At 60.8% G+C, this 24,404-nt stretch carries 22 protein-coding genes; 13 read left to right on the top strand and 9 right to left on the bottom strand.

Annotated features, from left to right (window positions below):
• The first annotated feature begins 137 nt into the window (after nt 1–137).
• The 10 genes from ACYVDM_RS13190 (at nt 138) to ACYVDM_RS13145 (ending at nt 10,687) form a co-directional block, all read left to right on the top strand.
• Nucleotides 138–968, top strand: a complete 831-nt coding sequence (locus ACYVDM_RS13190; RefSeq protein ID WP_415785081.1) for an ABC transporter ATP-binding protein — start codon at nt 138–140, stop codon at nt 966–968.
• On the top strand, nt 968–1,846 hold the full coding sequence (locus tag ACYVDM_RS13185) for a branched-chain amino acid ABC transporter permease (protein WP_415786987.1): 879 nt from the start codon (nt 968–970) through the stop codon (nt 1,844–1,846). Before ACYVDM_RS13190 ends, ACYVDM_RS13185 begins: the two co-directional genes overlap by 1 nt.
• Before the next feature lie 2 nt (nt 1,847–1,848).
• Nucleotides 1,849–2,886: a branched-chain amino acid ABC transporter permease gene (locus ACYVDM_RS13180; protein WP_415785083.1), complete on the top strand. Its 1,038-nt coding sequence runs from the start codon at nt 1,849–1,851 to the stop codon at nt 2,884–2,886.
• A 38-nt stretch (nt 2,887–2,924) separates the two neighbouring features.
• Nucleotides 2,925–4,115 (top strand): ABC transporter substrate-binding protein, encoded by a 1,191-nt coding sequence (locus ACYVDM_RS13175; protein WP_415785085.1) that lies wholly within the window; start codon nt 2,925–2,927, stop codon nt 4,113–4,115.
• Nucleotides 4,116–4,124: 9 nt separating this feature from the next.
• Nucleotides 4,125–4,958, top strand: coding sequence for an ABC transporter ATP-binding protein (locus ACYVDM_RS13170; protein ID WP_415785087.1), 834 nt, complete (start codon nt 4,125–4,127; stop codon nt 4,956–4,958).
• Nucleotides 4,959–4,969: 11 nt separating this feature from the next.
• A complete protein-coding gene (locus tag ACYVDM_RS13165) occupies nt 4,970–6,790 on the top strand; it encodes an AMP-dependent synthetase/ligase (RefSeq protein ID WP_460475398.1) in 1,821 nt (606 codons plus the stop codon).
• On the top strand, nt 6,787–7,410 hold the full coding sequence (locus tag ACYVDM_RS13160; RefSeq protein ID WP_415785091.1) for a TetR/AcrR family transcriptional regulator: 624 nt from the start codon (nt 6,787–6,789) through the stop codon (nt 7,408–7,410). Before ACYVDM_RS13165 ends, ACYVDM_RS13160 begins: the two co-directional genes overlap by 4 nt.
• A 4-nt stretch (nt 7,411–7,414) precedes the next feature.
• A complete protein-coding gene (locus tag ACYVDM_RS13155) occupies nt 7,415–8,203 on the top strand; it encodes an enoyl-CoA hydratase-related protein (RefSeq protein WP_415785093.1) in 789 nt (262 codons plus the stop codon).
• A gap of 346 nt (nt 8,204–8,549) precedes the next feature.
• Nucleotides 8,550–9,533 carry a Bug family tripartite tricarboxylate transporter substrate binding protein gene (locus tag ACYVDM_RS13150; protein WP_415785095.1) on the top strand — a complete coding sequence of 328 codons (984 nt, stop codon included), beginning with the start codon at nt 8,550–8,552 and terminating at the stop codon, nt 9,531–9,533.
• The gene (locus tag ACYVDM_RS13145) at nt 9,491–10,687 is read left to right on the top strand and encodes an NADH:flavin oxidoreductase/NADH oxidase (RefSeq protein ID WP_415785097.1); all 1,197 of its coding nucleotides are present in this window, start codon (nt 9,491–9,493) and stop codon (nt 10,685–10,687) included. The genes ACYVDM_RS13150 and ACYVDM_RS13145 overlap by 43 nt, the downstream gene beginning before the upstream one ends.
• A 10-nt stretch (nt 10,688–10,697) precedes the next feature.
• Here the strand turns inward: ACYVDM_RS13145 and ACYVDM_RS13140 are convergent, their stop codons facing one another.
• Nucleotides 10,698–11,642 carry a LysR family transcriptional regulator gene (locus ACYVDM_RS13140; protein ID WP_415785099.1) on the bottom strand — a complete coding sequence of 315 codons (945 nt, stop codon included), beginning with the start codon at nt 11,640–11,642 and terminating at the stop codon, nt 10,698–10,700.
• Between the two features lie 144 nt (nt 11,643–11,786).
• On the opposite strand from ACYVDM_RS13140, the gene ACYVDM_RS13135 reads away from it, so the two are divergent.
• Both ACYVDM_RS13135 and ACYVDM_RS13130 read left to right on the top strand, forming a co-directional pair.
• Nucleotides 11,787–13,907, top strand: a complete 2,121-nt coding sequence (locus tag ACYVDM_RS13135) for a hydantoinase/oxoprolinase family protein (protein ID WP_415785101.1) — start codon at nt 11,787–11,789, stop codon at nt 13,905–13,907.
• Nucleotides 13,904–15,472: a hydantoinase B/oxoprolinase family protein gene (locus tag ACYVDM_RS13130; RefSeq protein ID WP_415785103.1), complete on the top strand. Its 1,569-nt coding sequence runs from the start codon at nt 13,904–13,906 to the stop codon at nt 15,470–15,472. Before ACYVDM_RS13135 ends, ACYVDM_RS13130 begins: the two co-directional genes overlap by 4 nt.
• A 115-nt stretch (nt 15,473–15,587) precedes the next feature.
• Here ACYVDM_RS13130 and ACYVDM_RS13125 read toward each other — a convergent pair whose 3' ends face one another.
• From ACYVDM_RS13125 to ACYVDM_RS13090, 8 genes are all read right to left on the bottom strand, one after another.
• A complete protein-coding gene (locus ACYVDM_RS13125; RefSeq protein ID WP_415785105.1) occupies nt 15,588–16,820 on the bottom strand; it encodes an alpha/beta fold hydrolase in 1,233 nt (410 codons plus the stop codon).
• Nucleotides 16,765–17,508, bottom strand: coding sequence for a GntR family transcriptional regulator (locus ACYVDM_RS13120; RefSeq protein ID WP_415785107.1), 744 nt, complete (start codon nt 17,506–17,508; stop codon nt 16,765–16,767). The genes ACYVDM_RS13125 and ACYVDM_RS13120 overlap by 56 nt, the downstream gene beginning before the upstream one ends.
• Nucleotides 17,509–17,627: 119 nt before the next feature.
• Nucleotides 17,628–18,341: an ABC transporter ATP-binding protein gene (locus tag ACYVDM_RS13115; RefSeq protein WP_415785109.1), complete on the bottom strand. Its 714-nt coding sequence runs from the start codon at nt 18,339–18,341 to the stop codon at nt 17,628–17,630.
• Nucleotides 18,338–19,078 carry an ABC transporter ATP-binding protein gene (locus ACYVDM_RS13110; protein ID WP_415785111.1) on the bottom strand — a complete coding sequence of 247 codons (741 nt, stop codon included), beginning with the start codon at nt 19,076–19,078 and terminating at the stop codon, nt 18,338–18,340. The genes ACYVDM_RS13115 and ACYVDM_RS13110 overlap by 4 nt, the downstream gene beginning before the upstream one ends.
• Nucleotides 19,071–20,045, bottom strand: coding sequence for a branched-chain amino acid ABC transporter permease (locus ACYVDM_RS13105; protein ID WP_415785113.1), 975 nt, complete (start codon nt 20,043–20,045; stop codon nt 19,071–19,073). Before ACYVDM_RS13105 ends, ACYVDM_RS13110 begins: the two co-directional genes overlap by 8 nt.
• Complete coding sequence (locus tag ACYVDM_RS13100) at nt 20,042–20,905, bottom strand: branched-chain amino acid ABC transporter permease (protein ID WP_415785115.1); 864 nt, start codon at nt 20,903–20,905, stop codon at nt 20,042–20,044. Before ACYVDM_RS13100 ends, ACYVDM_RS13105 begins: the two co-directional genes overlap by 4 nt.
• A 31-nt stretch (nt 20,906–20,936) precedes the next feature.
• On the bottom strand, nt 20,937–22,157 hold the full coding sequence (locus ACYVDM_RS13095; RefSeq protein WP_415785117.1) for an ABC transporter substrate-binding protein: 1,221 nt from the start codon (nt 22,155–22,157) through the stop codon (nt 20,937–20,939).
• Nucleotides 22,158–22,391: 234 nt separating this feature from the next.
• Nucleotides 22,392–23,231: a metallophosphoesterase gene (locus ACYVDM_RS13090; RefSeq protein WP_415785119.1), complete on the bottom strand. Its 840-nt coding sequence runs from the start codon at nt 23,229–23,231 to the stop codon at nt 22,392–22,394.
• Nucleotides 23,232–23,642: 411 nt separating this feature from the next.
• Between ACYVDM_RS13090 and ACYVDM_RS13085 the strand changes: the two genes are divergently transcribed.
• Nucleotides 23,643–24,329, top strand: coding sequence for a dienelactone hydrolase family protein (locus ACYVDM_RS13085; protein ID WP_415786989.1), 687 nt, complete (start codon nt 23,643–23,645; stop codon nt 24,327–24,329).
• Nucleotides 24,330–24,404: the final 75 nt, after the last annotated feature.

The raw sequence follows: 24,404 nt of genomic DNA, 5'->3' as shown, positions 1-24,404 counted from the left end.
ATTGGCAACGTGGCAGTACTGCTGCAGCATTCAATCAAGCGCTTGCTTGGTAGAAAGCATAGGATAGCCTTGCGGGTGCCCGGCGGTAAAAAATAGCAGGGCGGCGGGATCTTCCCTGTACAAAAACGGAGACAATTGTGGCGGCTGGCAACCCTATCTTGCAGGTAGAGGGGCTGACGCTCGCCTTTGGCGGTGTCAAAGCGCTGAGCGGTGTCGATTTCAGCGTCGCGCCTGGTTCTATTACCACTGTCATAGGCCCCAACGGGGCAGGTAAGACCTCGCTGTTCAACACGATTTCCGGTTTTTACCGCCCCAGCCAAGGGGCCGTCACATTCAAGGGCCGCGATATTTCTCGGCTACCGGCCCCGCAACGGGCCAAGCTCGGATTGGCTCGCAGCTTCCAGAATATTGCCTTGTTCCGCGGCATGTCCGTGCTGGACAACATCAAGCTTGGCAGGCATTGCCACCTGAAAACCAATGTGTTCCAAGGCCTGTTTTACCTAGGCACGGCCAAGCGCGAAGAAATGGCTTTGCGCGCCGATATTGAAGAACGCATTATCGATTTCCTTGAGATCGACCATATTCGCCATGCGTCGGTGGCGGCTTTGCCCTATGGTTTGCAAAAGCGGGTGGAAATGGCACGCGCCTTGGCAATGCAACCCGAAGTATTGATGCTGGACGAGCCGGTTGCCGGCATGAATCGCGAAGAAACCGAGGATATGGCGCGATTCATCCTGGACGTTCGCAACGAGTGGGGCGTGACCGTGTTGATGGTCGAGCATGACATGGGTCTGGTCATGGATTTGTCCGATCACGTGGTGGTGCTTAATTTCGGGCAGGTGATTGCCGATGGTACGCCCGGGCAAGTGCAGGCCGATCCCGAGGTAATTCGCGCTTATCTGGGTGATAGTGATGTGTCCGATTTACGCCGCCGCTTGCGCGGGCAGCCGCAAGACGAGGCCGTATGATCGACTGGCTTTTCCTCTTTGAAGTCACCCTGGCCGGTATAGGCAGCGGCGGCCTGTACGCGCTGGCCGGTTTGGCTTTTGTCATCGTATACAAAGCCACCAAGGTGGTGAACCTGGCCATTGGCGAAATGCTGATGATGGGTGCGTATATTTTCTTTGCCTTTGCCGCGGGCCTGCAATGGCCGATATGGCTAGCGGTAGTGTTGGCGATTGTTTGCAGCGGTGTCATGGGTGGTGTGATCGAACGCTTGGCCATACGGCCTATGCTGGGCGAGTCCCCGATTTCAGTCTTCATGGTCACAGTCGGACTGGGCTCCATTTTGGTGGGGCTGGTCGAACTGATCTGGACGGCGGATCAGCGTCGATTGCCTGAGTTTCTGCCAACCGAACCGATCTTTATCGGCGAAGCATTCATCTCGTCCAAGGTGTTCTATGGCTTTTGGGTGGCGGTCGCGCTGGTAGCGATCGTTGTTGCGGTGTTCCGATACTGGCGCGGTGGGATTGCCCTGCGCGCCACCGCTTCCGACCAGGGGGCGGCCTACGCCATGGGCATCAATGTGCCGCGCGTCTTCTCGCTCGCGTGGACGGCCAGCGCCGCATTGGCCGCAGTGGCGGGCATCGTCGTCGGTGCCATAGGAGGGCTGTCTTCCTCCATGGGGGTCTTCGGGCTCTCCGTACTGGTGGTGGTGATTGTCGGCGGCCTCGACAGCGTCGTGGGCGCCTTGCTGGCCGGGCTGCTGATCGGTGTGCTTGAGGCCTGGGCCGGTGCCTATCTGGGAGGCGAGTACAAGTTGCTGGTCACTTTTATCGTGCTGGTGGCGGTCCTGATGCTCAGGCCATACGGCCTGTTCGGCACCCGTGAAATAGAAAGGCTCTGATCATGCGTATTGCGACCGCCAAGCAAAACTACGGGGCCGATGAGGCCTTGTTCGACACATCCACGCAGCGAGTGTGGATGGCTGTTTTACTGCTCGCGCTGGTCTTGTACCCATTCTTGGCCAATGATTACTGGCTTTACCTTGCTTGCCTGGTGGCCATTCATGCCGCCAGCGCGACCGGCCTGAATATCCTGACCGGCTATACCGGGTTGGTCAGTCTCGGACAGGCCGCATTCATGGGCCTGGGCGCGTATACCGTGGCCGTGCTGGAGCAGCGCTACGGCACGCCGTTCCTGCTTAATTTGGTCGCGGCCGGATTCGTAGCCATGCTGGGCGGGGTGGTTGTGGGTGTTCCATCACTGCGAGTCAAAGGCCTTTATCTGGCTATCGTGACCATCGCGGCGTCTTTCATTGCGCATTTCATATTCGGCAATTTGGCGTTTACGGGCGGTTCGGGCGGCATGACCGTGCCACCGCCCAGTCTGTTCGGTTTCGCGCTGGATACGTCTTTCAAAATTTACTGGCTCATTGTGCCGGTGACCCTGTTGATGGTGCTGGGGGCAGCCAACTTATTCCGCACGCGAGTAGGGCGGGCTTTCATCGCCATTCGCGACCGGGATATTTCCGCTGAAGTGCTGGGCATCCCCTTGTTGCGCTACAAGCTGCTTTCCTTTGGTTTGTCCTCCTTCTATGCGGGAGTGGCAGGCGGATTGTGGGCCTACTTTTTTCGTGTGGTAACGCCTGAAAGCTTTCCGCTGATTCTGTCTATTTTCTTCTTGGCCGCGATTATTGTCGGTGGCATGGGGTCGATACTGGGCGCGATACTGGGCGCGGTCTTCATGACCATGGTGCCCGAGGTGCTTCGTATCGGGATCGGGTTATTGCCTATCGAGGGGGACACCCTGCGTTACGTCTCACCGGTACGGACCATCGTGTTCGGTCTGTTGATCGTCGTATTCCTGATTTTCGAACCGCAAGGGCTAGCCGAAATGTGGCGGCGGGCGCGGCGTTTTTTTCACTTATGGCCATTTCGCACCTGAGTGCGCACGGCCTTGTTCATCGCCCCAGGAGACAAACCATGAAACGTACGTTCTTTTTGTCCAGCCTAGTCCGGCGGCTGGTTCTTCCCTTGTCGCTGGCGGCCGGGTTGGCCGTTGCCGGCGGGGCGATTGCGCAGCAGAAGGATGACATCGTGATTGGTGGCTCGATCCCGATGAGCGGGGTTTTTGCCTTTGCCGGCGTCGGCATCCATGCGGGTATGGGCGATTATGTGAAGATTCTGAACGAAGCAGGCGGCATCGATGGACGCCAGGTACGTTATGTACCCGAAGACACTGGCTACAAAGTGGATGTCTCGGTCGCCGCGTTCAAGAAAATTACCAGTCAGAACAAGGTCAATCTGTACTACGGGGACTCCACCGGTTTTTCAAAGACCATCAATCCCGAACTCAATCGACTGGGCAACATCCTCATGACGGGCGCCTCGTTCGCCACCGAGATCAATGACCCCGAGAAATTTCCCGCCCAGTTCCTGGTAGGGCCCGATTACACGGAAATGTTCGGCATCCTATTGCGCCACATCGCCAAGGAAAAACCGGGTGCGAAGGTCGCTTTTGTCTATTCCGATACCGAGTTCGGACGCGATCCCATTGATGAATCGCGTGAGGAGGCCAAGCGCCTGGGCTTGACTGTCGCCACCGAAATCATGACGCCGCCGGGCAGCGTAGACGTGTCCACAGAAGTCCTCAAGTTGCGCCGCGCCAACCCCGACTTCACGATATTCCATGGTTATGTGCTGGCGCCTATCCCGGAGTTCGTCGGACAGGGTCGCCAAATGGGTCTGAAAACCCGTTATATGGGGACTTTCTGGACCATGGACAACTCCACCATCATGAAAATGGGCGAGAACGCCGATGGTTTCATGGGCGTCATGCCTTTCCGTTATTACTATGACGAAGAAGGCGAGGCGCCCATGATGAAGAAAATCCGCGAAATGCGCCCCGAATACCAGAGTACGGCGTATACCCAGGGCTTCCTGGCTGCCATGCTGCTGACCGAGGCGGTTAAACGCACGCTGGCCAACGGCAAGGAACTGACTGCGGTCAACATGAAAGCAGGGCTGCAATCCATACAGGATTTCGATACCGGCGGCATTATCGGGGTACCTATCAGTATCAAGGGCAATTCGGTACCGGTGGGCCGCATTTACCGGGCGGACTATAGCCAGCGCAAGATGGTGCCGGCGTCCGACTGGATTGTGCTGGATTAAGCGATAGCCATGTTCAACGCAATGGAACAAGCACCGGTCGGCCAGCCTGTTCTCGATATCAACAATATCGAGGTGGTCTATAACAAGGTCGTCCAGGTATTGCGCGGCTTGTCACTATCGGTGCCGTCCGGACAGGTTGTTGCCCTGCTGGGCAGCAACGGCGCGGGCAAGTCGACGACGCTCAAGGCTATCTCGCGTCTGTTGTCGCTGGAAAACGGCGAGCTGGTCAAGGGTCAGATTGCGTTCAACGGGCAGGATATCGCTCAGATGGCACCCCAAGTACTGGTGCGCAGCGGCATGAGCCACGTCATGGAAGGCCGTCGGGTATTCGAGGACCTGACGGTGGAGGAAAACCTGGTGGCGGCAACCTATGCGTTGTCACACCGTCGTGCGACACGCGCCGATTTCGACCTGGTCTATGATTATTTCCCCCGGCTGCATGAGCGACGCAAGGGATTGGCGGGCTATCTGTCAGGCGGAGAGCAACAGATGCTGGCGATCGGCAGGGCATTACTGGCGCGCCCCAGGCTGATGTTGTTGGATGAGCCGTCGCTGGGGCTTTCTCCCATGCTGGTTGAAAACATTTTCACGATCATCGCACGCATCAACCGCGAGCAGGATACGGCCATGCTGCTGGTGGAGCAGAATGCATCGGTCGCGCTGGCCATTGCACACTACGGCTACATCATGGAGACGGGCAAGGTGATGATAGACGGCACGGCGGAAAAATTGTCTCAGGACCCAGATGTACGGGAGTTCTATCTGGGCGTGGGAGGCAGCGGCGAGGCGCGCAGCTTTCGTGACATCAAGCACTACAAGCGCAGAAAGCGCTGGCTTTCTTGAAGAGCATGAATATGCGCGCTTATACGCCAGAGCTACCGGAACTGACGCTACCGCAGATGCTGCGCGAGCAGGCGTCCAGGATGCCCGACCGCATCGCCATTCGACAAAAGGATTTCGGCATTTGGCGACCTTATTGCTGGCGTGATTACTGGCAAAGGGCGTGTCACGTAGGCATGGGGCTGCGCGCGCTGGGTGTTTCGCCAGGCGGCCACGTGGGAGTGCTGTCCGAGAACCGCATTGAATGGGTGTTGAGCCAGATGGGGGCCGGTGTGGTTGGCGCAGTGACCGTGGGTTTGTATCCCACGAGCCCCTCGGCCGAAATCGGCTATGTGATGAACCACGCCGATATCGAGCTGGTCGTGTGCGAAGACCAGGAGCAGCTCGAAAAGGTGCTGGAGGTACGCGATGCGTTGCCGCGCCTGCGTAGCATTGTCGTGATGGAAACCAAGGGCCTGAGCAGTTATACGGACCAAGTGCGTCAACTCATCCATACATTCGAGGAGTTAGAGCGACTAGGTACCGAGCGGCATGCCAGCGAACCAGATGTCGTCGGAGAGGTGCTTGCCGTTCAGCGTCTCAGTGATGTCGGCCTCATGATCTACACGTCCGGCTCAACGGGCAAGCCCAAAGGGGCGATGATTTCCTATCGCAATATGCGTGCCGTGGCGCCGGGCATCATGGAAAGGCTAGGTCTGGACGCCAGCGATTCCCATCTTTCGTACTTGCCGCTCTGTCACGTCGCTGAGCAAATGTTGACGACGTTCGTGCCCATTTATTCTGGCGCGATGGTCAATTTTGGCGAGTCCATCCGCACAGTGCAGGAAGACCTGCGCGAGGTGGGCCCCACGTTGTTCCTGGGCGTGCCACGCATATGGGAAAAGCTGCACGCCGCCATCACGATAAAAATGCAGGAAGCACGCCCCTGGGCGCAAGCCCTGTACCATCGCGCCATGCGTGCCTGCACGCCTTTTGCCCTCAAGTCAGCGTCACAGCGCACACTTGGCGAGAAACTCACCTATCTGTTTTGGTATTGGTTGGTACTGCGCGCGTTGTTGAATTTCATTGGATTGCGGCGTGCCAAGATTGCCTTGACCGGCGCTGCGCCTATCTCGACCACCATCGTGCATTATTTTCGTACCATGGGCTTGCCGTTGGTCGAGGTATACGGTCTGACCGAGAGTACCGGGATGATATTGGGCCAGCATCCCGACCGTATTCTTTCTGGCACGGTGGGTGAACCCATACTGGGCGTCGAGTATCGCCAGGGCGAGCACGACGAGCTTTGGGTGCGCGGCGATATGGTGTTCGAGGGCTACTACAAGGCGCCGGAACAGACAGAGGGAGTCCTTGACGGAGGATGGCTCAAGACGGGCGACGTTATAGCCGAGGAGGGCGGCATGTTGCGCATCGTCGATAGACTGAAAGACATCATGATCACCGCGGGCGGTAAAAACCTGACGCCCTCAGAAATCGAAAACAAGGTCAAGGCCAGCCCTTACGTCAAGGAATGCATCGTGATCGGCGATGGGCGTAAGTACGTCTCGGCACTGATACAGATCGAATTCGACACCGTTGCCAAGTGGGCGGAATCCCAAGGCATTGCCTTCACCCATTTCCGTTCTCTGGCCGAGCATGCGTCTGTGCGCGAACTGATAGAACGAGAGGTCGCTATGGCCAACCGGCAATTGGCCGACGTCTCGCATATCCGGCGCTTTCATGTATTGACCAAAGAGCTCGACCACGATGATGGCGAGGTGACGGCAACCATGAAAGTGCGGCGCGCCAGTATTTACAAGAGCTATGCCGAACAGATAGAGGCGCTGTACACGTGAAGCCTGCAACGTCTTCGCATTCGTCTATCTCCACCGCCGGCGACGGCCGTCGCGAAGCGGTGATCCTGACCGCCGCGCGATTGTTTCGGCACAACGGCTATGAACGTACCACAGTGCGCGAACTGGCCGACGCCGTGGGTTTGCAATCAGGTAGCCTGTTTCATTATTTCCGCACCAAAGAAGACATTCTGGTGGCGGTCATGGCTAATGGCATTCAGTCGGTCATCGATGAAGGGCAGGAAATTATGGCGCGCCATGAACAGCCGGCCAAGCGCCTGGAGCGGCTCTTCCGATTGCATATGGCCAGTCTGATCAGCGGCGTAGGTGGCGATGCCATGCATGCCATGATCTACGAATGGCGCAGCCTGTCGCCCCAGGGGCGCGCGCAGGTCCAGGAACTGAGCACGGCCTACGAGAAGCTGTGGCATCGCGCCATTGACGATGCCGTAACCTGCGGACTGGTGCAGGGCGATGCGGCCATTATTCGCAAGCACGTTCTGGGCGGCATGAACTTTACCGTGCGTTGGTATCAACCCGGCGGCCGACTGAGCGCCGACGAAGTCATCGAGCAGATGCTGCGCGCCGCCTTGCCGGGGCTGGCGCAACACCTTGGAATATAGCCTTATGACACAACCTGATTCCACATCCCCCTTGCAATTGAGCATCGCCCAAGCTGTGGCGTGCATCCGCTTTAATCGGCCCGACGCGCTTAACGCCGTCAACATCGATATGGCACGGGCATTTCTGGATGCGGTCACGACGATTGCGGCAACACCCGAAGTCAGGGCCGTGTTGCTGTGCGGCCAGGGCAGGGCCTTCATGGCCGGTGGCGACGTGGCGGAGCTAAGCCAGGGTGCCGCCACAGCCGCGCGGATTATCGAGCCGCTGCACGCAGGGCTCCTGATCATGACGGCGCTGCCTGTACCCGTGGTGGCGAGCGTGCGCGGAGCGGTCGCGGGCGCCGGCCTGAGCATGATGCTGGCCGCCGATTTAGCCATTGCCGCCGACGATAGTACCTTCAATATGGCGTACGCCAAGCTAGGCGCTAGCCCCGACGCATCGGGGTCGTGGCATTTGCCTCGCGTTGTCGGTTTGCGTAAAGCCATGGAGATCGCGTTGCTGTCGGAGTCGCTTGACGCAACCGAAGCCTTGCGTTTATCTGTGGTTAACCGTGTGGTGCCGGCTGCCGATCTGGACGCTGAAACCGATCAATTGATACGGCGTCTGGCCGATGGTCCGACCGCGTCGTTCGGTCGCATAAAAAGCCTGCTCCGGGCCGCCGAGACGCGCGATCTGGCGACGCAGCTGGATGCCGAGCGCGCGGCGTTCGAGGCGTGCGCGGCGACCGAGGATTTTCACGAAGGCGTGACGGCGTTTCTCCAGAAGCGCCGGCCCTCATATCACGGCCGTTAATACGCCAACGGATCAGGCGGCAGCGGGAAGGCCATTTGTCATTTCGACAGGGGCTTGGCAACGGTTGGGGCTGAATCGATTGTTGCCTGGCAAATAAGACATGTGTGCAAGCGTGCCACCCGTTGGTGCATGATGTCGCGTTGTCGCCCGAAATGAGATCAAACCCGCGCTTTTTCCGCCCCATCATGAAGCACTGGCGTAGTACACGGCTCGATTATTAGCGGGCGCAAATCAAATCATTAGGATTTTTCATTTGTTGGATCTTTTGGCTGACCGTCATAGTAACGACACATAGTGGCGGGGCATTGTCCCTTCGTCGTTCGTTCACGCACTTGATGGCGGTTACATGCATCCGACTTTTCGCCGATTTCTCGTCGCTGTCGCCTGTACGCTGGGCGCGGTGAGTACCGTCCCAGCCAAGGCCGCGGACGCTTATCCCACACGCCCCATCCGGATGGTGATCCCTTGGTCGGTAGGTGGATCCACCGATATATTGGGCCGAATCCTGGCCGAGAGCATGGGGCGTCGACTGGGCACGTCCATCGTGGTGGAGAACAAGCCCGGCGCCACCGGCACCATCGGCTATGCACAGGTGGCCCGTGCCGATCCCGACGGCTATACGCTGCTGCTGGGCACCAACAGCACATTCGCTATCGCCCCCCATTTCTATAGCAATCTGACCTACAACGTGGACACCGACTTCGTCCCGATCGGGATGATCGGCGGGAACCAGCAGGTGCTGTGCGCTGCCCCCGCCCTGGGAGTCGATACGATGGCGCAGTTGCTGACCCGCGCTAAGCAAAAGCCTGGCGAGATCACCTACGCGTCTTCCGGCGTGGGTGGATCCAGCCACCTAGCCACCGAACTGCTGATGTCGATCACCGGCATCAACATGCTGCACGTGCCGTACCGGGGCGGTGCGCCCGCGGTGCAGGCCATTCTGGGTGCCCAGACGCAAGTGGGCTTTGTGGATATCAGCGTGGCCGAGCCCCTGATCCGAGGCGGTAAGCTGAAAGCGCTGGGAACCAGTGGCACGGCGCGCGCGCCGTCGCTGCCCGATGTCCCTACGCTGGCCGAGGCCGGTGTGACGGGCTTCGATTCCCTGACCACGTTTGGCTTGTTCGCGCCGGCCGGTACACCCAAGTCGACGGTTGACCGCCTGAACCAGGTGCTCAATGCCGCACTGCAGGATCCCGCAGTCGTGGAGAAACTGGGTGCCATGGGTTACGAACTGAGCGGTGGTACACCCGATACTTACAAGGCTTATGCAGACGCGGAGACAAAAAAATGGGGCACACTGATCGAGCAGCGCAACATCAAGTTGCCATGAGCGACGAGGGGGGTGAAAAACCCTTGCTGCTGTCGCCAACGACATTGCGCGGATTGCGCTTGCGCAACCGGATTGTGGTTTCGCCCATGTGCCAGTATGCGTCACAGGATGGTGCGCCCAGCGACTGGCACCTGGTGCACCTGGGCAAATTCGCCCTGGGCGGGGCCGGTCTGGTGTTCGGTGAGGAAACAGCGGTGCAAGCCAGCGGACGCAAAACCTACGGCTGCGCGGGTATCTACACTCATGCACACGTTGCCGCGTATCGTCGCATCACCGATTTTATTCATGCGAGCGGCGCGGCTGCTGGCATCCAATTGGGTCATTCCGGCCGCAAGGCATCGTGCGGCCCGCCCTGGACCAACTTCAAGCCGCTGACCGAGGCCGACGCCCTGGAAGGCCGGCCCCCGTGGCGCGGGGTTTCAGCCAGTGAACTGGCAGCCAAGCCGGGCGCCCTGACGCCCGTGGCGCTGGACGAGTCGCAGATCCGCGTCATGATCCAGACTTGGCGCACCGCGGCTTTGCGTAGCCTGGACGCCGGTTTTGACGTCTGCGAGATTCACGGCGCGCACGGCTACTTGATCCATCAATTCCTGTCACCGTTGGCCAACTTGCGCACGGATGCCTGGGGCGGCGACCTGAATGGGCGCATGCGGCTCGCGCTGGAAATTACCGAGGCCATCCGCGACGTTTGGCCGCAAGACAAACCCGTGTTCTTCCGCGTGTCGGCGGTCGACGGCGATGGCGGTGTGTGGAATATGGATGACACAGTGGTGCTGGCTCGCGCCCTGGGCGAACGAGGCGTCGACGTTGTGACCTGTTCGTCCGGTGGCATCAACGGGCCGTTGAACATGGCCGTGGTGCCGCGCGTGCCCGGTTACCAGGTGCCATATGCAGAGCGGGTGCGCAAGGAAGCCGGCGTGGCCGCCTGTGCGGTGGGCCTCATCACCGAGCCGGCGCAAGCCGAACGCATCTTGCAGGACGGTCAGGCCGATCTGATCGCCTTGGCGCGCGAACTCATGGTGGAACCGAACTGGCCCGTGCGGGCTGGGCGTGAATTGGGGTTGGACAAGTACCTGGACCTGCTGCCCGCGGACTACGCGTGGTGGCTCAACCGTCGCGAGGATATCCGTGCGTTGAGTGTGGCAACGGCCTGATCGCGTCGTGTCAGGCGAGCGGCTCGACCAATTCCACACCTTGCGGCAGCGACGCGGCATGCAGGGTGTCAAGCAGCGCCTGCAATAGGGCCTGCGCGGTACGCGACATGGAACGCAGACTGCGTGTCACCAGACACAGCTCGCGGTACAGCACGGGTTCGGCCAGGGGCTGAAAGGGCAGCGTTTCCAACTGATGCGTCTTGGCGGTGAGCGTGGGTAGGACGCACAGGCGCTGGCCCAGTTGCAACATGGGATGCAGGGTGGCGGAACTGGACACCTCTTCGCGGTATTGCGTCAGTTGGTATTCCTGCAACGTGCGCCGGTGCATGCTGCCAACCAGCGTGTCGGAGGCCAGACCGACCAGGTCGTCCCGATGCGCGGACACCTGCGACCAGTGCAGCGGTCCTCGGAGCGCAGCCAGCGGATGGTCCTTGCTGCATACCACGCCATAGCGGTCTTTCAAGAGCGGGGTGTAGGTCAGCTCGGCGTAATCGGCCAGACGGCTCGTGATGGCGAAATCGACCTCGCCGTCGCGCACGCGCCGTTCGATCTCGGCCGATCCCGCCTCGCGTACCGACAGCGTGACGTTGGGGTAGTTTGCCTGAAAGCGCGGCAATGCGGGGATCAGCAGCCAGGCCACGATGGACGGCGCGGCGGCAATGCGCAGGTGACCATGCTGTTGCAGTGCCACGGCCTTCAGATCGCTCACGATGGCATCGAACTGCAGCAGCAGCGCCGCGGCCTGCTGGTGCAAATGGCGCGCGGTGGGCGTCAGGCTCACGCTACGCGTCGTGCGCTCGAAGAGCTTGACGCCCACGTCTTCTTCAAGCTGGCGAATGGTTGCGCTTAGCGACGATTGCGTCAGGAATAGGCGCTCGGCGGCGCGAGTGAATGACTCGGTATCGGCAACAGCGACAAAGCTGCGCAAGTGACGCAACGTAATGATGGTGGACATGGCGTGAGCTCCGGCAGCGACCGCGCAGCGCCAAGAATATATTGGTGCTACGAATGAATCAACCGGAATGTTTCATTTGTAGTGGTTAATAGACTTTTCTATCATTTTCTACATCCTCATCACCCAGAAAAAGCGAGCGGGATCTTGAAAAACACCTCTGAAACACAGCCATCCTCGGGGCTGCGCATCGCGGTCGATATTGGCGGCACGTTCACCGATGGCGTGGCTACGCGCCAGGCCGACGGCCGCATCTGGGTCGGCAAGGCGCTGACCACGCCCGACGATCCGGGCCGTGCGGTCTCCACCGTTGCCGAGGACCTGCTGCGCCAGGTGCGCGAAAGCGGCCAGGGCGCCTTGGGGCTGGACGAAGTGGTGCACGGCACCACGTTGGTCACCAACACGCTGATCGAACGCAAGGGCGTGCACACGGCCTTGGTGACGACCGAGGGCATGCGCGACGTACTCGACATCGGTCGTGAATGGCGCTACGACCTATACGACCTGGAACTGGCGTTGCCGCAGCCGTTGATCGCGGCGAAAGACCGCGTGGAGCTGCGCGAGCGTCTGGGCGCTAGCGGCCAGGTGCTCACGCCACTGGAGGCGGACGCGCTGGCCGGTGTGGCCGACGCCTTGCGCGCGCTTGGTGTGCGCTCCGTCGCGGTGTCGTTGCTGCACTCCTACGTCAACGATGCGCACGAGCGCGCTGTGAGCGCCTACCTGGGCGAAGCGTTGCCGGGCGTGGAGATATCGCTGTCCGCGGATCTGGCGCGCGAGGTCAAGGAGTTCGAACGCACCTCCACCGTGGCGGCCAACGCCTACGTCAAGCCCATCGTGGCCGACTATCTGCGTCAGTTGGAGTCGCGCATCGCGTCGCTGGGCGCGGACATTCCCTTGCGCGTCATGGTGTCGAGCGGCGGCTTCACCTCCGCGTCGGCCGCTGCGCATACGCCGATCTTCCTACTGGAGTCGGGTCCGGCCGCCGGCGTGCTGTCGGCGCTTAACACCGCGCGGGCCCAAGGCCTGACGCGCGTGCTGGCCTTCGACATGGGCGGCACCACCGCGAAAGCCTGTGTGGTGGCAGATGGCGAGCCGCCGGTGGCTTACAGCTTCGAGTGCGCTCGCGTGCACCGATTCAAGCGCGGCTCGGGGTTGCCCATTCTGATTCCCAGCATCGACCTGATCGAGATCGGCGCAGGTGGCGGTTCCATCGCCCATGTCAGCCGCTTGGGGCTGCTGAATATCGGCCCGGAGTCTGCCGGGTCCGTGCCGGGGCCGGCCTGCTATGGCACGGGCGGCACCGAGGTGACAGTAACGGACGCGGATCTGGTGCTGGGTTACCTGAATCCCGACAATTTCCTGGGCGGCGAGATGCGCTTGCAAAAGGAGGCCGCCATGGCCGGCCTGCAACGCCTGGCTGACCAACTGGGCATGGCCGCGCTGGATGTGGCCTGGGGCATTCACGACATGGTCAACGAGAACATGGCCAGCGCGGCGCGTATTCACATCGCGGAAAAAGGCCATGACCCACGCGACTTCACGTTTGTTGCGACCGGCGGCGCCGGACCCGTGCACGCGGCGGAAGTGGCACGAAAGCTGCGTATCCCTCGTCTGCTGACGTCCATCGCCGCGGGTGCTGGTTCCTGCCTGGGCATGCTGGCCGCGCCAGCGCGCGCCGACCGTTCCTGGTCGCAGCCGGCGCTGCTGGACGAAGTGCAATGGAACGAGGTGAACGCGCGTTTCGCCGCGCTGCGCACCGAGGCCCAGGCCGAACTGGACGCGGCGGGTGCGTCGCAGACGGCGCTGGAATGGGTGATCGGCGCCGAGATGCGGTACGACGGCCAGGGCGAGAACGTGCCTGTTTCCGTACCGATGCAGGTTTTCGGGACCGACGCACAATCCCTGATGCTGGACGCTTTCGAGGCTCGCTACCGCGAACTCTACGGCCATCTGGTGCCGGGCGCGCGTCCTCAGGTGTTGACCTGGCGGTTGACCGGTAGGTCCGTGAGCGAGGCGCACGGTTTCAACTGGGGCGAATCCCGCGAAAAGGCGGTCACCGCAGCGAGCCAGCGCGACATTTATCTGCCGCTCAAGCGTGCCTTTGGCCCGGTCAATGTCTACGAGCGCTACAGCTTGCCGGCCGGCACGCGGCTGCAAGGCCCGCTGGTGCTGGAAGAGCGCGAGTCAACACTGGTCGTGCCCGTGGCGGCCGACGTAGAGATACTGCCCGACCTGACGGTCTCCGTGACGATCAAGGAATTCGAATGACGCAAGCTTGCACTTCCCCCGCCGCCAAGTCCGTGGCCTGCCGTTTTGACCCCATTGAGCTGGAGATCCTCTGGCGGCGGTTGATCAGCATTGTCGACGAAGCCTCCACGGCATTCGTGCGCACCTGCTTCTCGACCTTGGTGCGCGACGCCAATGACTTCGCCGTGGTGCTGACGGATGCGCAAGGCCGCTCGCTAGCGCAGTCCACCATGAGCATCCCGTCGTTCATCGGCAGTCTGCCGGCCACTGTGAAGCACTTCCTGAAAAAATTCCCAGCTGACACGCTGCGCCCAGGCGACGTGCTGGTCACCAACGACCCCTGGATGGGCACGGGCCACATCCACGATGTCAACACCGTCATGCCGTTGTTCTTTCGGGGCAAGCTGGTCGCGTTCGCCGCGCTCGTGTCACATCTGCCGGACATAGGCGGGCGGCTGCGCAGCAATGCCAACCGGGAAATCTATGAAGAGGGGCTGCAGATCCCGATGCTCAAGCTGTTGGACGCGGGGCGAATCAATGAAACGCTGGTCGACATGATTCGCCAGAACATCCGCGTACCGGAGCAAGGCCTGGGTGATATCTGGGCGCAGGTCAGCGCATGCCGCATGATGGAAGAGCGCTTGGGGCCGCTGTTGGAGTCGGTCGATCTGGACGCGCTGGGCGCAGCCATTCGTCACCGCTCCGAAGCCGCTATGCGTCAGGCTATCTCCGGACTACCCGACGGCGTGTACGAATCGGAGGTCTACCACGATGGCTTCGAGGAGCCCATCCGCATCTGCTGCAAGCTGATCGTCAAGGGCGATGCGATCGCTATCGACTACGCCGGCTCCAGCCCGCAGCAACCGCGGGCGGTAAACGTGGTGCCGATCTACGCCTTCGCCTACTCAGCCTATCCGATCAAGGCCTTGCTGTGCCCGGATGTGCCGAACAACGAGGGCGGTTTTCTGCCGATCACCACAGACGCGCCACTGGGCTCGATCCTGAACCCGACGTATCCGGCGGCCTCGGGGGGCCGGGGTGCTATCGGGCATATGTTGTCGCCCGCCATTTTCATGGCCCTGTCCAAAGTGCTGCCCGACCGTGTCTGGGCCAGCGGCTCAGCCAATTCGTCGGTGACCATGTTCGGCCGCTATCGCGATCGTCCCTTCAACGTGGTGAATTTCATTAATGGCGGGCAGGGCGCGACCGCCAGGCGCAATGGTTTTTCGGCCTTGTCTTTTCCGGCCAACCTCGGCAACACGCCCGTCGAGATGATGGAGGCGCTAGCGCCGATTCTGGTGCATCGACGCGAGATCCGGCGCGGCAGCGGCGGCGCGGGCCGTCAGCGTGGCGGCGAGGGTCTGACCTTCGAGTTCGAGATCACGCAAGAAGCCTCGAGCGTGGCGACCTCATTTCTGATGACGCGGCTGAAGTTTCCTCCGCCAGGCCTGAATGGAGGGCAGGACGGCGCGCGAGGAAAACTGCTGATCAACGGCGAGCCCAGCGATCCTACCGAGCAACGCATTCTGAAACCGGGCGACCGGATCGTGATGGAGAGCGCGGGCGGCGGCGGCTATGGCCGGTGACGTCATCGACGGGCGGTAGTCCAGAGGGATTGAACAGCGAGCCATCAATGTTCGGCAGATCGACCTGACAGTCAGACAGGGCCGTCCCGCCTATGGGCCACGATACCCAACGTCTCTAACCCGTCGACCGGGCAGCGAGAATGAGATCGAGCTCGGGCTTCAAGTAGTGCATCAGGCGTTGCGGATTTTCAACCATGGGAAAGTGGCCCAGATCGGGCATGGTAGTGAAACGGGCGCCGGGAATCATCGCGGCGACGCGACGTGAATCTTCCGGGCTAGCCGAATAGTCGTACGCGCCCGTCAGCAGCGACACGCCGAACGTGCTGGTGTCCAAGCCGCTCAGGTGTTTGCCTGCGTCGAAGTCTTCGCTATAGAACCAGAGATCATTGGCATACACGTTGAATCCGCCTTGCGCGTAGATCCAGGCCGCCTCGCGGCGTGCTTGTAGCATGGACGACGGACCCATCAGCCCACGCACGTAAGCGGGGTTGTGAGCAGCCTGGTTGACCTGGGGATGGCACAGCATCGGGGTGCGTCGGCCGGTCGCCTTGAAAGGTGCCTCCAGTGCTACGACACCGGTCACGTCCGCGGGGTGGGTGGTGGCGATGACCAACGCCATCGCCGCGCCCATTGAGCAGCCCAGCAGAGCGGTGGGCGCGCCCACCACTTGGTGTATGACTGCGAGGCAAGTCTGCAGATAGGTGTCGCGGGTCAGCCCGGTTTCGGTCCAGGCCTGGCCGGGTAATGGCATGCTGCGGCCGTGGGCGGGCATGTCGAAGGCGATCATGCGCCATCGGCGGCGCAGGTCCGGGTCCGCCATCAGCGCGTGATACTGGCGGGAATCGGCGCCCGCGGTGTGCAGCATTAAAAGCGGCGGACCGTCGGCAAGGCCGCTGGTCTCGTAGTACAGAGAGGCCTGCGTCGTTCCGAGATCCAACGTGGCGTATTGGCCGGTAATCGCACTGCGGTCGAGCAAGGCGGGCGCGGCGTCGACTTGCCCGCGCAAGAGCTCAAATAGCCGTTCCAGGGCGTGTAGGGCCTGGGCGATGGACAAGGCGTCGCCCTTGACCTGCAAGCCTTGCGCATAGCGGTGTGCCGCAGTGAATGAGTGGTAGCCGACAGGAGGATTCGGATCCAGTAGCTTGCGCCATGTGTCAGGGGAGGCCATGATGACGATACGTTGCGAGGGCGCCGCGGGTTGGCCGACCCACGCACTGACTTTCTCGTTTGGGTCGGTGCCAACCTGCAGCCAAATGGCGCACGGCAGGCCTCTGGCCGCGGATTTGAATTCGCTATCCTGGTGCGCCAGGGTCACGCCGGCTTTCAGTTCCTGCACGATCGTGTTCACTTGTGGAGGTCTCCTCTTGTTGGCGTCTGAGCACATCGAGGGCGGTGCGTTGCGCGTTGACGATGTGACTCTGGGCAGCCGCTTGGGCGCCTTGTGGGTCCCGATTCAGGATGCGTTCGAAGATGTGATCGATCTCGGCCATACTTTCGGGCAGCCGCTCAGGCCGCGCAAAAGAGGTGGCGCGCAGCAAGTTGATGCGCGACAGCAGGCCGGGCAACATATCTTTGACCAGGTCGTTTTCGCAGCCCGATAACAGTACATCGTAGAAGTCGCGCTTGGCTGCGAGCAGGGCGGATTTATTGCTGCCCTTGGCCTGGCGGTTCAGGGCTTGAACGGCCTTTCGAAGCCGTTCGACGTCCGAGTCGCTGGCCAGCCGAGCGAATTCATGCGCGGCGAAACCTTCGAGCAGCGCACGCAGGGCGTACAGGTCGCGCGCCGCTTTCTCCGTGATGCGCACGACCGTCGGTCCACGGTGTGGTTCGATGGAGATCAGCCGTTCGGCTTCCAGTGTGCGCAGCGCCTCGCGCAACGTGCTGCGGCTGATGTTCAGTTGATCGCAGAGTTCAATTTCACGCAGGCGTTCACCGCCTTTGATACGGCCGTCCATGATGGACGCGCGCAGGAACTCCTCGACGCGAGTGCGCAACGTGGAAGGTTTCTCGAAGATTGCGCCGGTGCGGCTGGGCATGATGGGTGTTTCTCGCTTAGCTTGGCGGCGGGCTCAAACAGCCGTTCAGGCTTCTGCTTGGCCAGTGCAAACCGCCGGTTCAACGTAAAGACGCAATATATCTCGCCGGCGGATCATGTTCACAATCCCAGGTAAGCGGCACGCACTCGGCTGTCTTCCAGCAACTCGCCGCTGGGGCCCGACAGCACCATCGAACCAGACTGCAGCACATAAGCGTGTTCGGCTACCGATAGCGCCAGCCGTGTATTTTGCTCCACCAGCAATATCGTCAGCCCACTGCGATGGATGTCGATCATGGCCTGGTGCATTTCTTCGACCACCATGGGCGCCAAGCCGTGGCTGGGTTCATCCAGCAACAGCAGCCTGGGCTTGAGCATCAGTGCGCGACCAAAGGCCACCATTTGTTGTTCACCGCCAGACAGCGTGCCCGCTTGCTGCCGGCGGCGTTCCAGCAGTCGGGGAAACAGGGCATAGACCTGATCGAGGCCGTGCTTGAGGGCCGCGGCGTCCCGACGGCGGGTGTATCCGCCAATGGTGAGATTCTCCTCAACGGTCATCTCGGGGAAAACATGGCGGCCTTCTGGCACGTGGGCGATTCCCAGCTCTGGAATCCGGTGCGGCGGCAGACGCAGAATGTCCTGGCCATCGAAGACGATATTGCCGTCGACCTTGTCCAGCAGGCCCGATATACAGCGCAACAGCGTGCTCTTGCCCGCAGTGTTGGCGCCGACGACAGTGACGAAGCCGCCTTCTGGCACCTCTAGCGATACGTCATGAAGTACCGGGCTGCGGTCATAAGAAGCCGTCAACGCCCGAATCTGCAACAGACTCATGTCGTGGCCTCCGCCTGCTCCATCGATTTGCCGAGGTAGACCTCGATCACCGTGGGGTTCGCAGCGATTTCGGCGGGGCTGCCTTCGGCGATTTTCTGGCCGAATGAGAGCACCAGGATGCGATTGCACAGCCGCATGATGGCACGCATGTGATGCTCCACTACGATGAACGTGATGTCCGACTCATCGCGCAGCGCGCGGATCAGGTCTAGCAGCGCATCCATTTCGGATTCGTTCAGCGCTGCCATCACTTCGTCCAGCAGAAACACTTTAGGGTCGGTACATAGCGCGCGTGCCAACTCCACTCGCGCCTGCTCGGGAAACGATAGTTCGCCGGCCGGTTTGGCCGCGATGGCGGACAGGCCGACGCGATCCAGGTTGTCGCGGGCGATCTGACGGGCGCGCGACACATTATGGCGCAGCAGGCCGCCGACCAGCACGTTGTCCAGTACGGTCATTTCGGGAAACAGCGCCACGTTCTGGAAGGTCTTTGTCATGCCCAGTGCCGCGATCTGATGGGGCCGCAGCCCTCTGACGTCGCGGCCTTCGAGTTCGATGCTTCCGCCTTGGCTGGTATACAGGCCCACCAGCAGGTTGAACAGCGTCGTCTTGCCCGCGCCGTTGGGACCGATCAATCCCAGGATGTCGCCCCGAGCCACACTGAACGACACGTTGTCTACGGCCTTCAAGCCGCCGAAACGGCGTTGGATATTCGATACCGTCAGGATGTCAGGCATGCTGGCCCCGCGTCAGGTTGCGCAGCCGTGTCCACAGTGCCGACAGGCCACGTGGCTCGATCAGAATGATGGCGATCAGGATCAGGCCAAATGCCAGTTGGGACACGCCCGCCGTATGGCCCGATAGCAAGTCGTTAAACGCCTCTTCCAACAGAATGATGACCAGTGCACCGATCAACGGACCCGCCACCGTACCCACGCCGCCAATGATGCAAATCAGCGCCACGCGCACCGATATGCCCACCAGCGAGAACACCGTGTCCGGATCAAAGAAGTAGATGAACTGCGCATACAGCGTGCCGCAGGCGCCCATCAGCGCGGCTGAGATCACCGCGGCCAGGATGCGCGTTTGCGCGGTGTTCACGCCGATGACTTCCGCCGCTTGCGGGTTGGCTTTTACGGCACGTAGCCGGTAGCCCAGGCGCGAATGGCTGATCAGCGCGAACACGACCGATGTGACCAGCGCGGCGCCCAGCATCAGGTAGTAATACGGGATGCTGGACTTGAACTGCATCTGTGCAAAGCCTTCCGAGAACGGGATGGACAGGCCGACCGGCCCACCCGTGACCGACGCCCAGGTGTTAGCAATGGCGCGCAGCACTTCGCCGAACGCCAGCGTGGCAAGGGCGAAGTAATGCCCGCGCAGTCGCATGGTGGGCAGGCTGAGCAGCGCGCCCGCCACGGCCGCCACCGCCATCGCGGCCACGATACCCAGCCACGGCGAAATACCGTAGCGCATCAGCAGCAGGGTAGAGGTATAGGCGCCCAGCCCAAAAAAAGCAGCATGACCGAGCGAGATCTGATTAGCCAAACCACCGACGATGTTCCAGGACTGGCCCATCGCTGCGAACAACAGCACCAGCGTCAGGACACGGATGCCATAGCCTTGATCTTCCAGCATCCAAGGCGCGGCCAAGGCGATCATCAGCAGTATTACCCACGGAAGAGATTGCCGAGCCCACGTCATGATGCTGCCCTTTTCAAGAGACCTTCCGGGCGCACTGCCAGGACAAGAATAAAGATGACGAATAGGACCAGGTTCTGAAGTTGCATGGGCAGCACCAGCGAGGACAGCGACTGGATCACGCCGACAGCCACGCCGCCCACGACCGCGCCCATCACGCTACCCAGTCCGCCCAGCACCACTGCCGTGAACATCAACACACTGAATTGCGCACCGACGGTGGTCGATGCGGTGAGATAGGGCAAGATGATGCCACCGCCCAACGCGGTCAGACCGACACCCAGCCCGAAGGCTAGTTGGTGCACGCGATGAGTCGAGATACCCGATAGCCGGGCGGCCATCGGGTCTTGCGCGGTGGCTCGCACCGCCATGCCCCACCAGGTTTTCTTCAGTACCCACCACAGCGTCAGTCCAGCCACCGCCGCCACCACGAATGCCAGTAAATACGGCGCGCTCAACAAGAGTGGACCGACCTGGAAAGCCATCATCTGATAGGGCGTTTGCACCGAGCGGAACTCCGATCCGAATAGAATCAGCGCCAGGTTCTCCATGACGATGAGCAGCCCCACCGTCAGGAAAATTTGCGCCACCGCTGGCGCCTTCAGCACCCGATTGATCAGGAATTTCTGCGTCAGCACCCCAAGCACGAAGGCCACGGCGAACGACAGTAACGACCCCAGCAACGGGTCCAGCCCCAGCAATTTCCAAGCGAAGTACGCCACGAACATGCCCACCATCAGGAATTCGGCCTGGGCGAAATTGATAATGGAGATCACCCCGAAGACGAGCGTCAGCCCGATCGAAATGACCGCGTAAACTCCGCCCAGCAAAATGCCGTCCACCAGTGCCTGCAAGAATTGCATCACAGTCCTCCGTATCGCACGCGTGGCACGCTCAGCTAGCGGTGATGACGGGGCCCTTGGCCAGCGCCTTCGGCCACACCGAGACCAGTTCGTTGTTCTGCCACTGGACCATGATGGGCTGAGCCAAAGTGTTCAGGCCACTGGCGTCGAAATGCACGCCGCCGCCGGACATCACACTAGACCAGCCCTGGTCGTACTTCTGCGCGCGTAGCGCCGTGGTTACCGCCTCGGGTTTATCCGATGCTGCGACTTCAAGGGCCTGGGCCAGCACGCCCAGGCAGACGGCGTGCTCTAGCGCCTCGTGCGGCATGAAGGTGCCAAAACGTTTGCGGTAGCGTTCGGTATATTCCGGCGCCTGGTCGTAATTGGCCGGCGCGATTGACAGCACGGCTTCGGCATACTGGCCCAGTGCCTTGGCAAAGTCGGGAATCACATAGCCCGCCGCGCCGCCCACCACGGGTACGGTCAACTTCTGCTGACGCATCACACGGATAATCAGCAAGCTGTCGTTCAGATACGAGATCGGGAATACGATCTGCGCGTCCGAGCCGCGTAGCTTGCTGATCAGCGGCGTGACGTCGGTGATACCCAGCGGATAAGCTTCATCCAGCACGATCTGGGCCCCCGCGGCCTTGGCGGCGTTGCGCACACCCACGGCCTGCGAGGTCCCGTAGGCCGTATCCTCGTACAGCAGCGCTATCTTCTTGATGTCAGATGCGCCCGCCACGACCGAGGCCGCGTAGTTGTATTGCGCCTTGCCCAGCACGGAGCCCTTGGACACCACCTGGAAGATATGTTTGAAGCCACGTTCGGTCAGCACGTCCGAGAACGACATGGTAAGCAAGGGGATGCCGCGGCGTTCGGTCACCTCAGAGACAGCGAGCGTCAGCGACGACGCATAAGCCCCGATGATGGCCACGCAGCGATTTTGCGTAATCAGTCGTTGTGCCACCGTGGCAGCCGTCGTCGGTTGCGAGGTGGCGTCCGCGATGATCAGCTTGAGTTTGGCGCCGCCCAGCGACTTGATGCCCCCCGCAGCGTTGATCTCGTCGGCGGCCAATTCCAGCCCCTGGCGCGAATTGATGCCGAATTGCGCATTGGCGCCAGACAGCGGCAAGATAACGCCGACATTGAGCTCCGCCGGGGCGGCGAGTACGCGAGCGGGTAGGGAAGCCGCCAGCGCGACTGTGCCCAGTCCCGCAACAAATTCCCGACGCCCGTGGCGTACGACCTGTTTGGATTGTTTTTCCATGCTTGTCTCCTGGCTTTTGTGGGTGTGGGCGCACGGCAGCCAGCCCGGCGCTTTGCGGCATTATTGTGCTCAAGTTTTTAATCCGTCAAGCATATTGTCTGACAAACAGATTGTTGGCGATTCGCAAGCTACCACTCGACAATCGGACGAACGACAGCCAGCGGCTTAGGCGCCTTCAAAGTGGTCAGTCAAGTGCTGGAACACGAGGGTTACGTACTGGAAGAAGAGGGGCCTTCAAGAAGCCACTTCCACCACGAATCCTTCGCGGAAGGTTTCTTGCTCGCCTTTGCTGTCGTACCCCAGTGGGTTCGCGACGATCCTGCATGCAAAATCCTGCCCTTGCGCGACGCCGTGCACCGTATAGTCGTTGATGCAATGCAGATGACCGTGCATCCACACCTGCGCGTGGGGTAGCAAATCGTCCAGGTCATTGCAGAAGCCCGCCGTTCCTGGCGTCAGCCCATAGCGGGGATCGGCGCTTCGCAGCGTTGGCGCGAAATGCGTCACAGCGACGGTTGTCCCATCAAAGGGTGTGGCCAGCGCATCACGCAACCATTCCTGACATTCCTGAAACAGGTCCCGAATGGTTTGGGCGAGCATCGGCTCGCCTTGACGGAGGGTGGTGTTCTTGCGCAGGTAGAAGTTGGCAGCTCGATAGGCCTTATCCCTTTGCCGCATCTGCTTCGTGAGATTGGGCTCAATCCGGGCAAGTGCTTCGAAGTCACTCCACAACGTGGTGCCAACAAACCGAACCGTACCCAACGTGACGGTCTGCCGTTCCAACCACGTGATCCCCAGGCGGGCACACACATCCTGCAACCGCCGGTACGCCACCTCGTACTCCAATGAGTCAAATTCATGATTGCCGGGAACATAAAGGACCGTTGGCCAGGGAGCGCCGGGTTTCAGCGGTGAAAACCGCGCGAGGCCGAAGTCGTCATCGACCAGCCTTGAGCCGGATTGGTATGAGCCGATGTCTCCTGCCAGGACCAGTACATCCACATTGCTTGCGGCTCTGGGTTGGAAGTCAGGGTGTTGCTCAAGATGAAGATCGGAAAGGAGCTGTATGCGCATGGAGTCTACATAGAAGAGCAGGGCAGGCGTACGCCCATCCCGCTACCACCGGCAATGACAAGGGCAACTTTATCTGCTGTCATGGTGACTCCGTTCAACTTCGTGTGGCGTTGATCCTAGACTAAAAACGGATATCGTTGTGGGAAGGCGTGCGGATTGACATGGTTTCCTATGCTTGAACGTCACGCGGATTGCCGTCAAGCGTTCCTGATGTGCCAGGTGCAAGAAGGGCTGCCGCACCAGGAGACCGCGTCGCGCCTGGGCATCTCGCGCACGATATGATGGGATACTGATTATGCTGTGGTTGGCCCCCTGGGCACTGGCTTGTCATACGCGCAGTGCCGCTGTTATGCGTATCCGTTTGGGGTGAGCCGACATCGAATTTCTCAAGAGGAGTCATTGATGGGAACTATGATCGAATTCAAACGTCCAGACGGGCAAACGCTTCAGGGCTACCTGGCCGAACCCGCCGCAGGGCCAAGTACGGCCGCAATCGTCGTGATCCAGGAATGGTGGGGGCTGAACGGGCAAATCCGTGGTGTCGCGGATCGTCTTGCGCAAGCGGGCTACCTTGTCCTGGTGCCGGACCTTTACCGGGGACAGTCGACTGTCGAACAAGAAGAGGCGAGCCACCTCATGAACGGACTCGATTTCGCTGACGCATCCAACGAGGACATCCGTGGAGCCATTCAATTCTTGAAGTCACGCTCGGCGAAGGTTGGCTGCGTCGGATTCTGCATGGGCGGAGCGCTGACGCTGCTGACCGCGGCAAACAACCCGGATCTGGACGCCGCCGTCACGTTCTATGGGTTTCCGCCTCTGGACTACCTCGACGTGGCGAACATCGCGACGCCGCTGCAAGGCCACTGGGCGACGCAGGATCCGCATTTTGACATCAACGTTGTCGATGAATTAGAAAAGCGTCTCGTTGATGCAGGTACGGCATTCAAGTTCTATCGGTACCTCGCGCTGCATGGATTTGCCAACGAGGACGCGACCGGGCCAAATCGTTTGCCGACCACGCAATACGATCCGATATGGGCACAGCAGGCTTGGGACCGCACGTTGACATTCTTTGGTCGGCATCTCGTGGCCTGATGCCGAATCCGCGATCAGCATCGTTGACCCATTGTCGATCAACTGCGTGCGTTGCCGTATCGCTATAAATCGAGT

The sequence above is a fragment of the Bordetella tumulicola genome (assembly GCF_054779135.1).
The sequence above is the reverse complement of the archived record's forward strand: the minus strand, read 5'-3'. Positions and strand labels throughout refer to the sequence as shown.

Bases quoted from the DNA above. Each gene is read 5' to 3' on its own strand.
- ACYVDM_RS13180 (WP_415785083.1), top strand. From the start codon at position 1,849: ATGCGTATTGCGACCGCCAAGCAAAACTACGGGGCCGATGAGGCCTTG.
- ACYVDM_RS13175 (WP_415785085.1), top strand. From the start codon at position 2,925: ATGAAACGTACGTTCTTTTTGTCCAGCCTAGTCCGGCGGCTGGTTCTT.
- ACYVDM_RS13170 (WP_415785087.1), top strand. From the start codon at position 4,125: ATGTTCAACGCAATGGAACAAGCACCGGTCGGCCAGCCTGTTCTCGAT.
- ACYVDM_RS13165 (WP_460475398.1), top strand. From the start codon at position 4,970: ATGCGCGCTTATACGCCAGAGCTACCGGAACTGACGCTACCGCAGATG.
- ACYVDM_RS13155 (WP_415785093.1), top strand. From the start codon at position 7,415: ATGACACAACCTGATTCCACATCCCCCTTGCAATTGAGCATCGCCCAA.
- ACYVDM_RS13150 (WP_415785095.1), top strand. From the start codon at position 8,550: ATGCATCCGACTTTTCGCCGATTTCTCGTCGCTGTCGCCTGTACGCTG.
- ACYVDM_RS13145 (WP_415785097.1), top strand. From the start codon at position 9,491: ATGGGGCACACTGATCGAGCAGCGCAACATCAAGTTGCCATGAGCGAC.
- ACYVDM_RS13140 (WP_415785099.1), bottom strand. From the start codon at position 11,642: ATGTCCACCATCATTACGTTGCGTCACTTGCGCAGCTTTGTCGCTGTT.
- ACYVDM_RS13130 (WP_415785103.1), top strand. From the start codon at position 13,904: ATGACGCAAGCTTGCACTTCCCCCGCCGCCAAGTCCGTGGCCTGCCGT.
- ACYVDM_RS13120 (WP_415785107.1), bottom strand. From the start codon at position 17,508: ATGCCCAGCCGCACCGGCGCAATCTTCGAGAAACCTTCCACGTTGCGC.
- ACYVDM_RS13115 (WP_415785109.1), bottom strand. From the start codon at position 18,341: ATGAGTCTGTTGCAGATTCGGGCGTTGACGGCTTCTTATGACCGCAGC.
- ACYVDM_RS13110 (WP_415785111.1), bottom strand. From the start codon at position 19,078: ATGCCTGACATCCTGACGGTATCGAATATCCAACGCCGTTTCGGCGGC.
- ACYVDM_RS13105 (WP_415785113.1), bottom strand. From the start codon at position 20,045: ATGACGTGGGCTCGGCAATCTCTTCCGTGGGTAATACTGCTGATGATC.
- ACYVDM_RS13100 (WP_415785115.1), bottom strand. From the start codon at position 20,905: ATGCAATTCTTGCAGGCACTGGTGGACGGCATTTTGCTGGGCGGAGTT.
- ACYVDM_RS13095 (WP_415785117.1), bottom strand. From the start codon at position 22,157: ATGGAAAAACAATCCAAACAGGTCGTACGCCACGGGCGTCGGGAATTT.
- ACYVDM_RS13090 (WP_415785119.1), bottom strand. From the start codon at position 23,231: ATGCGCATACAGCTCCTTTCCGATCTTCATCTTGAGCAACACCCTGAC.
- ACYVDM_RS13085 (WP_415786989.1), top strand. From the start codon at position 23,643: ATGATCGAATTCAAACGTCCAGACGGGCAAACGCTTCAGGGCTACCTG.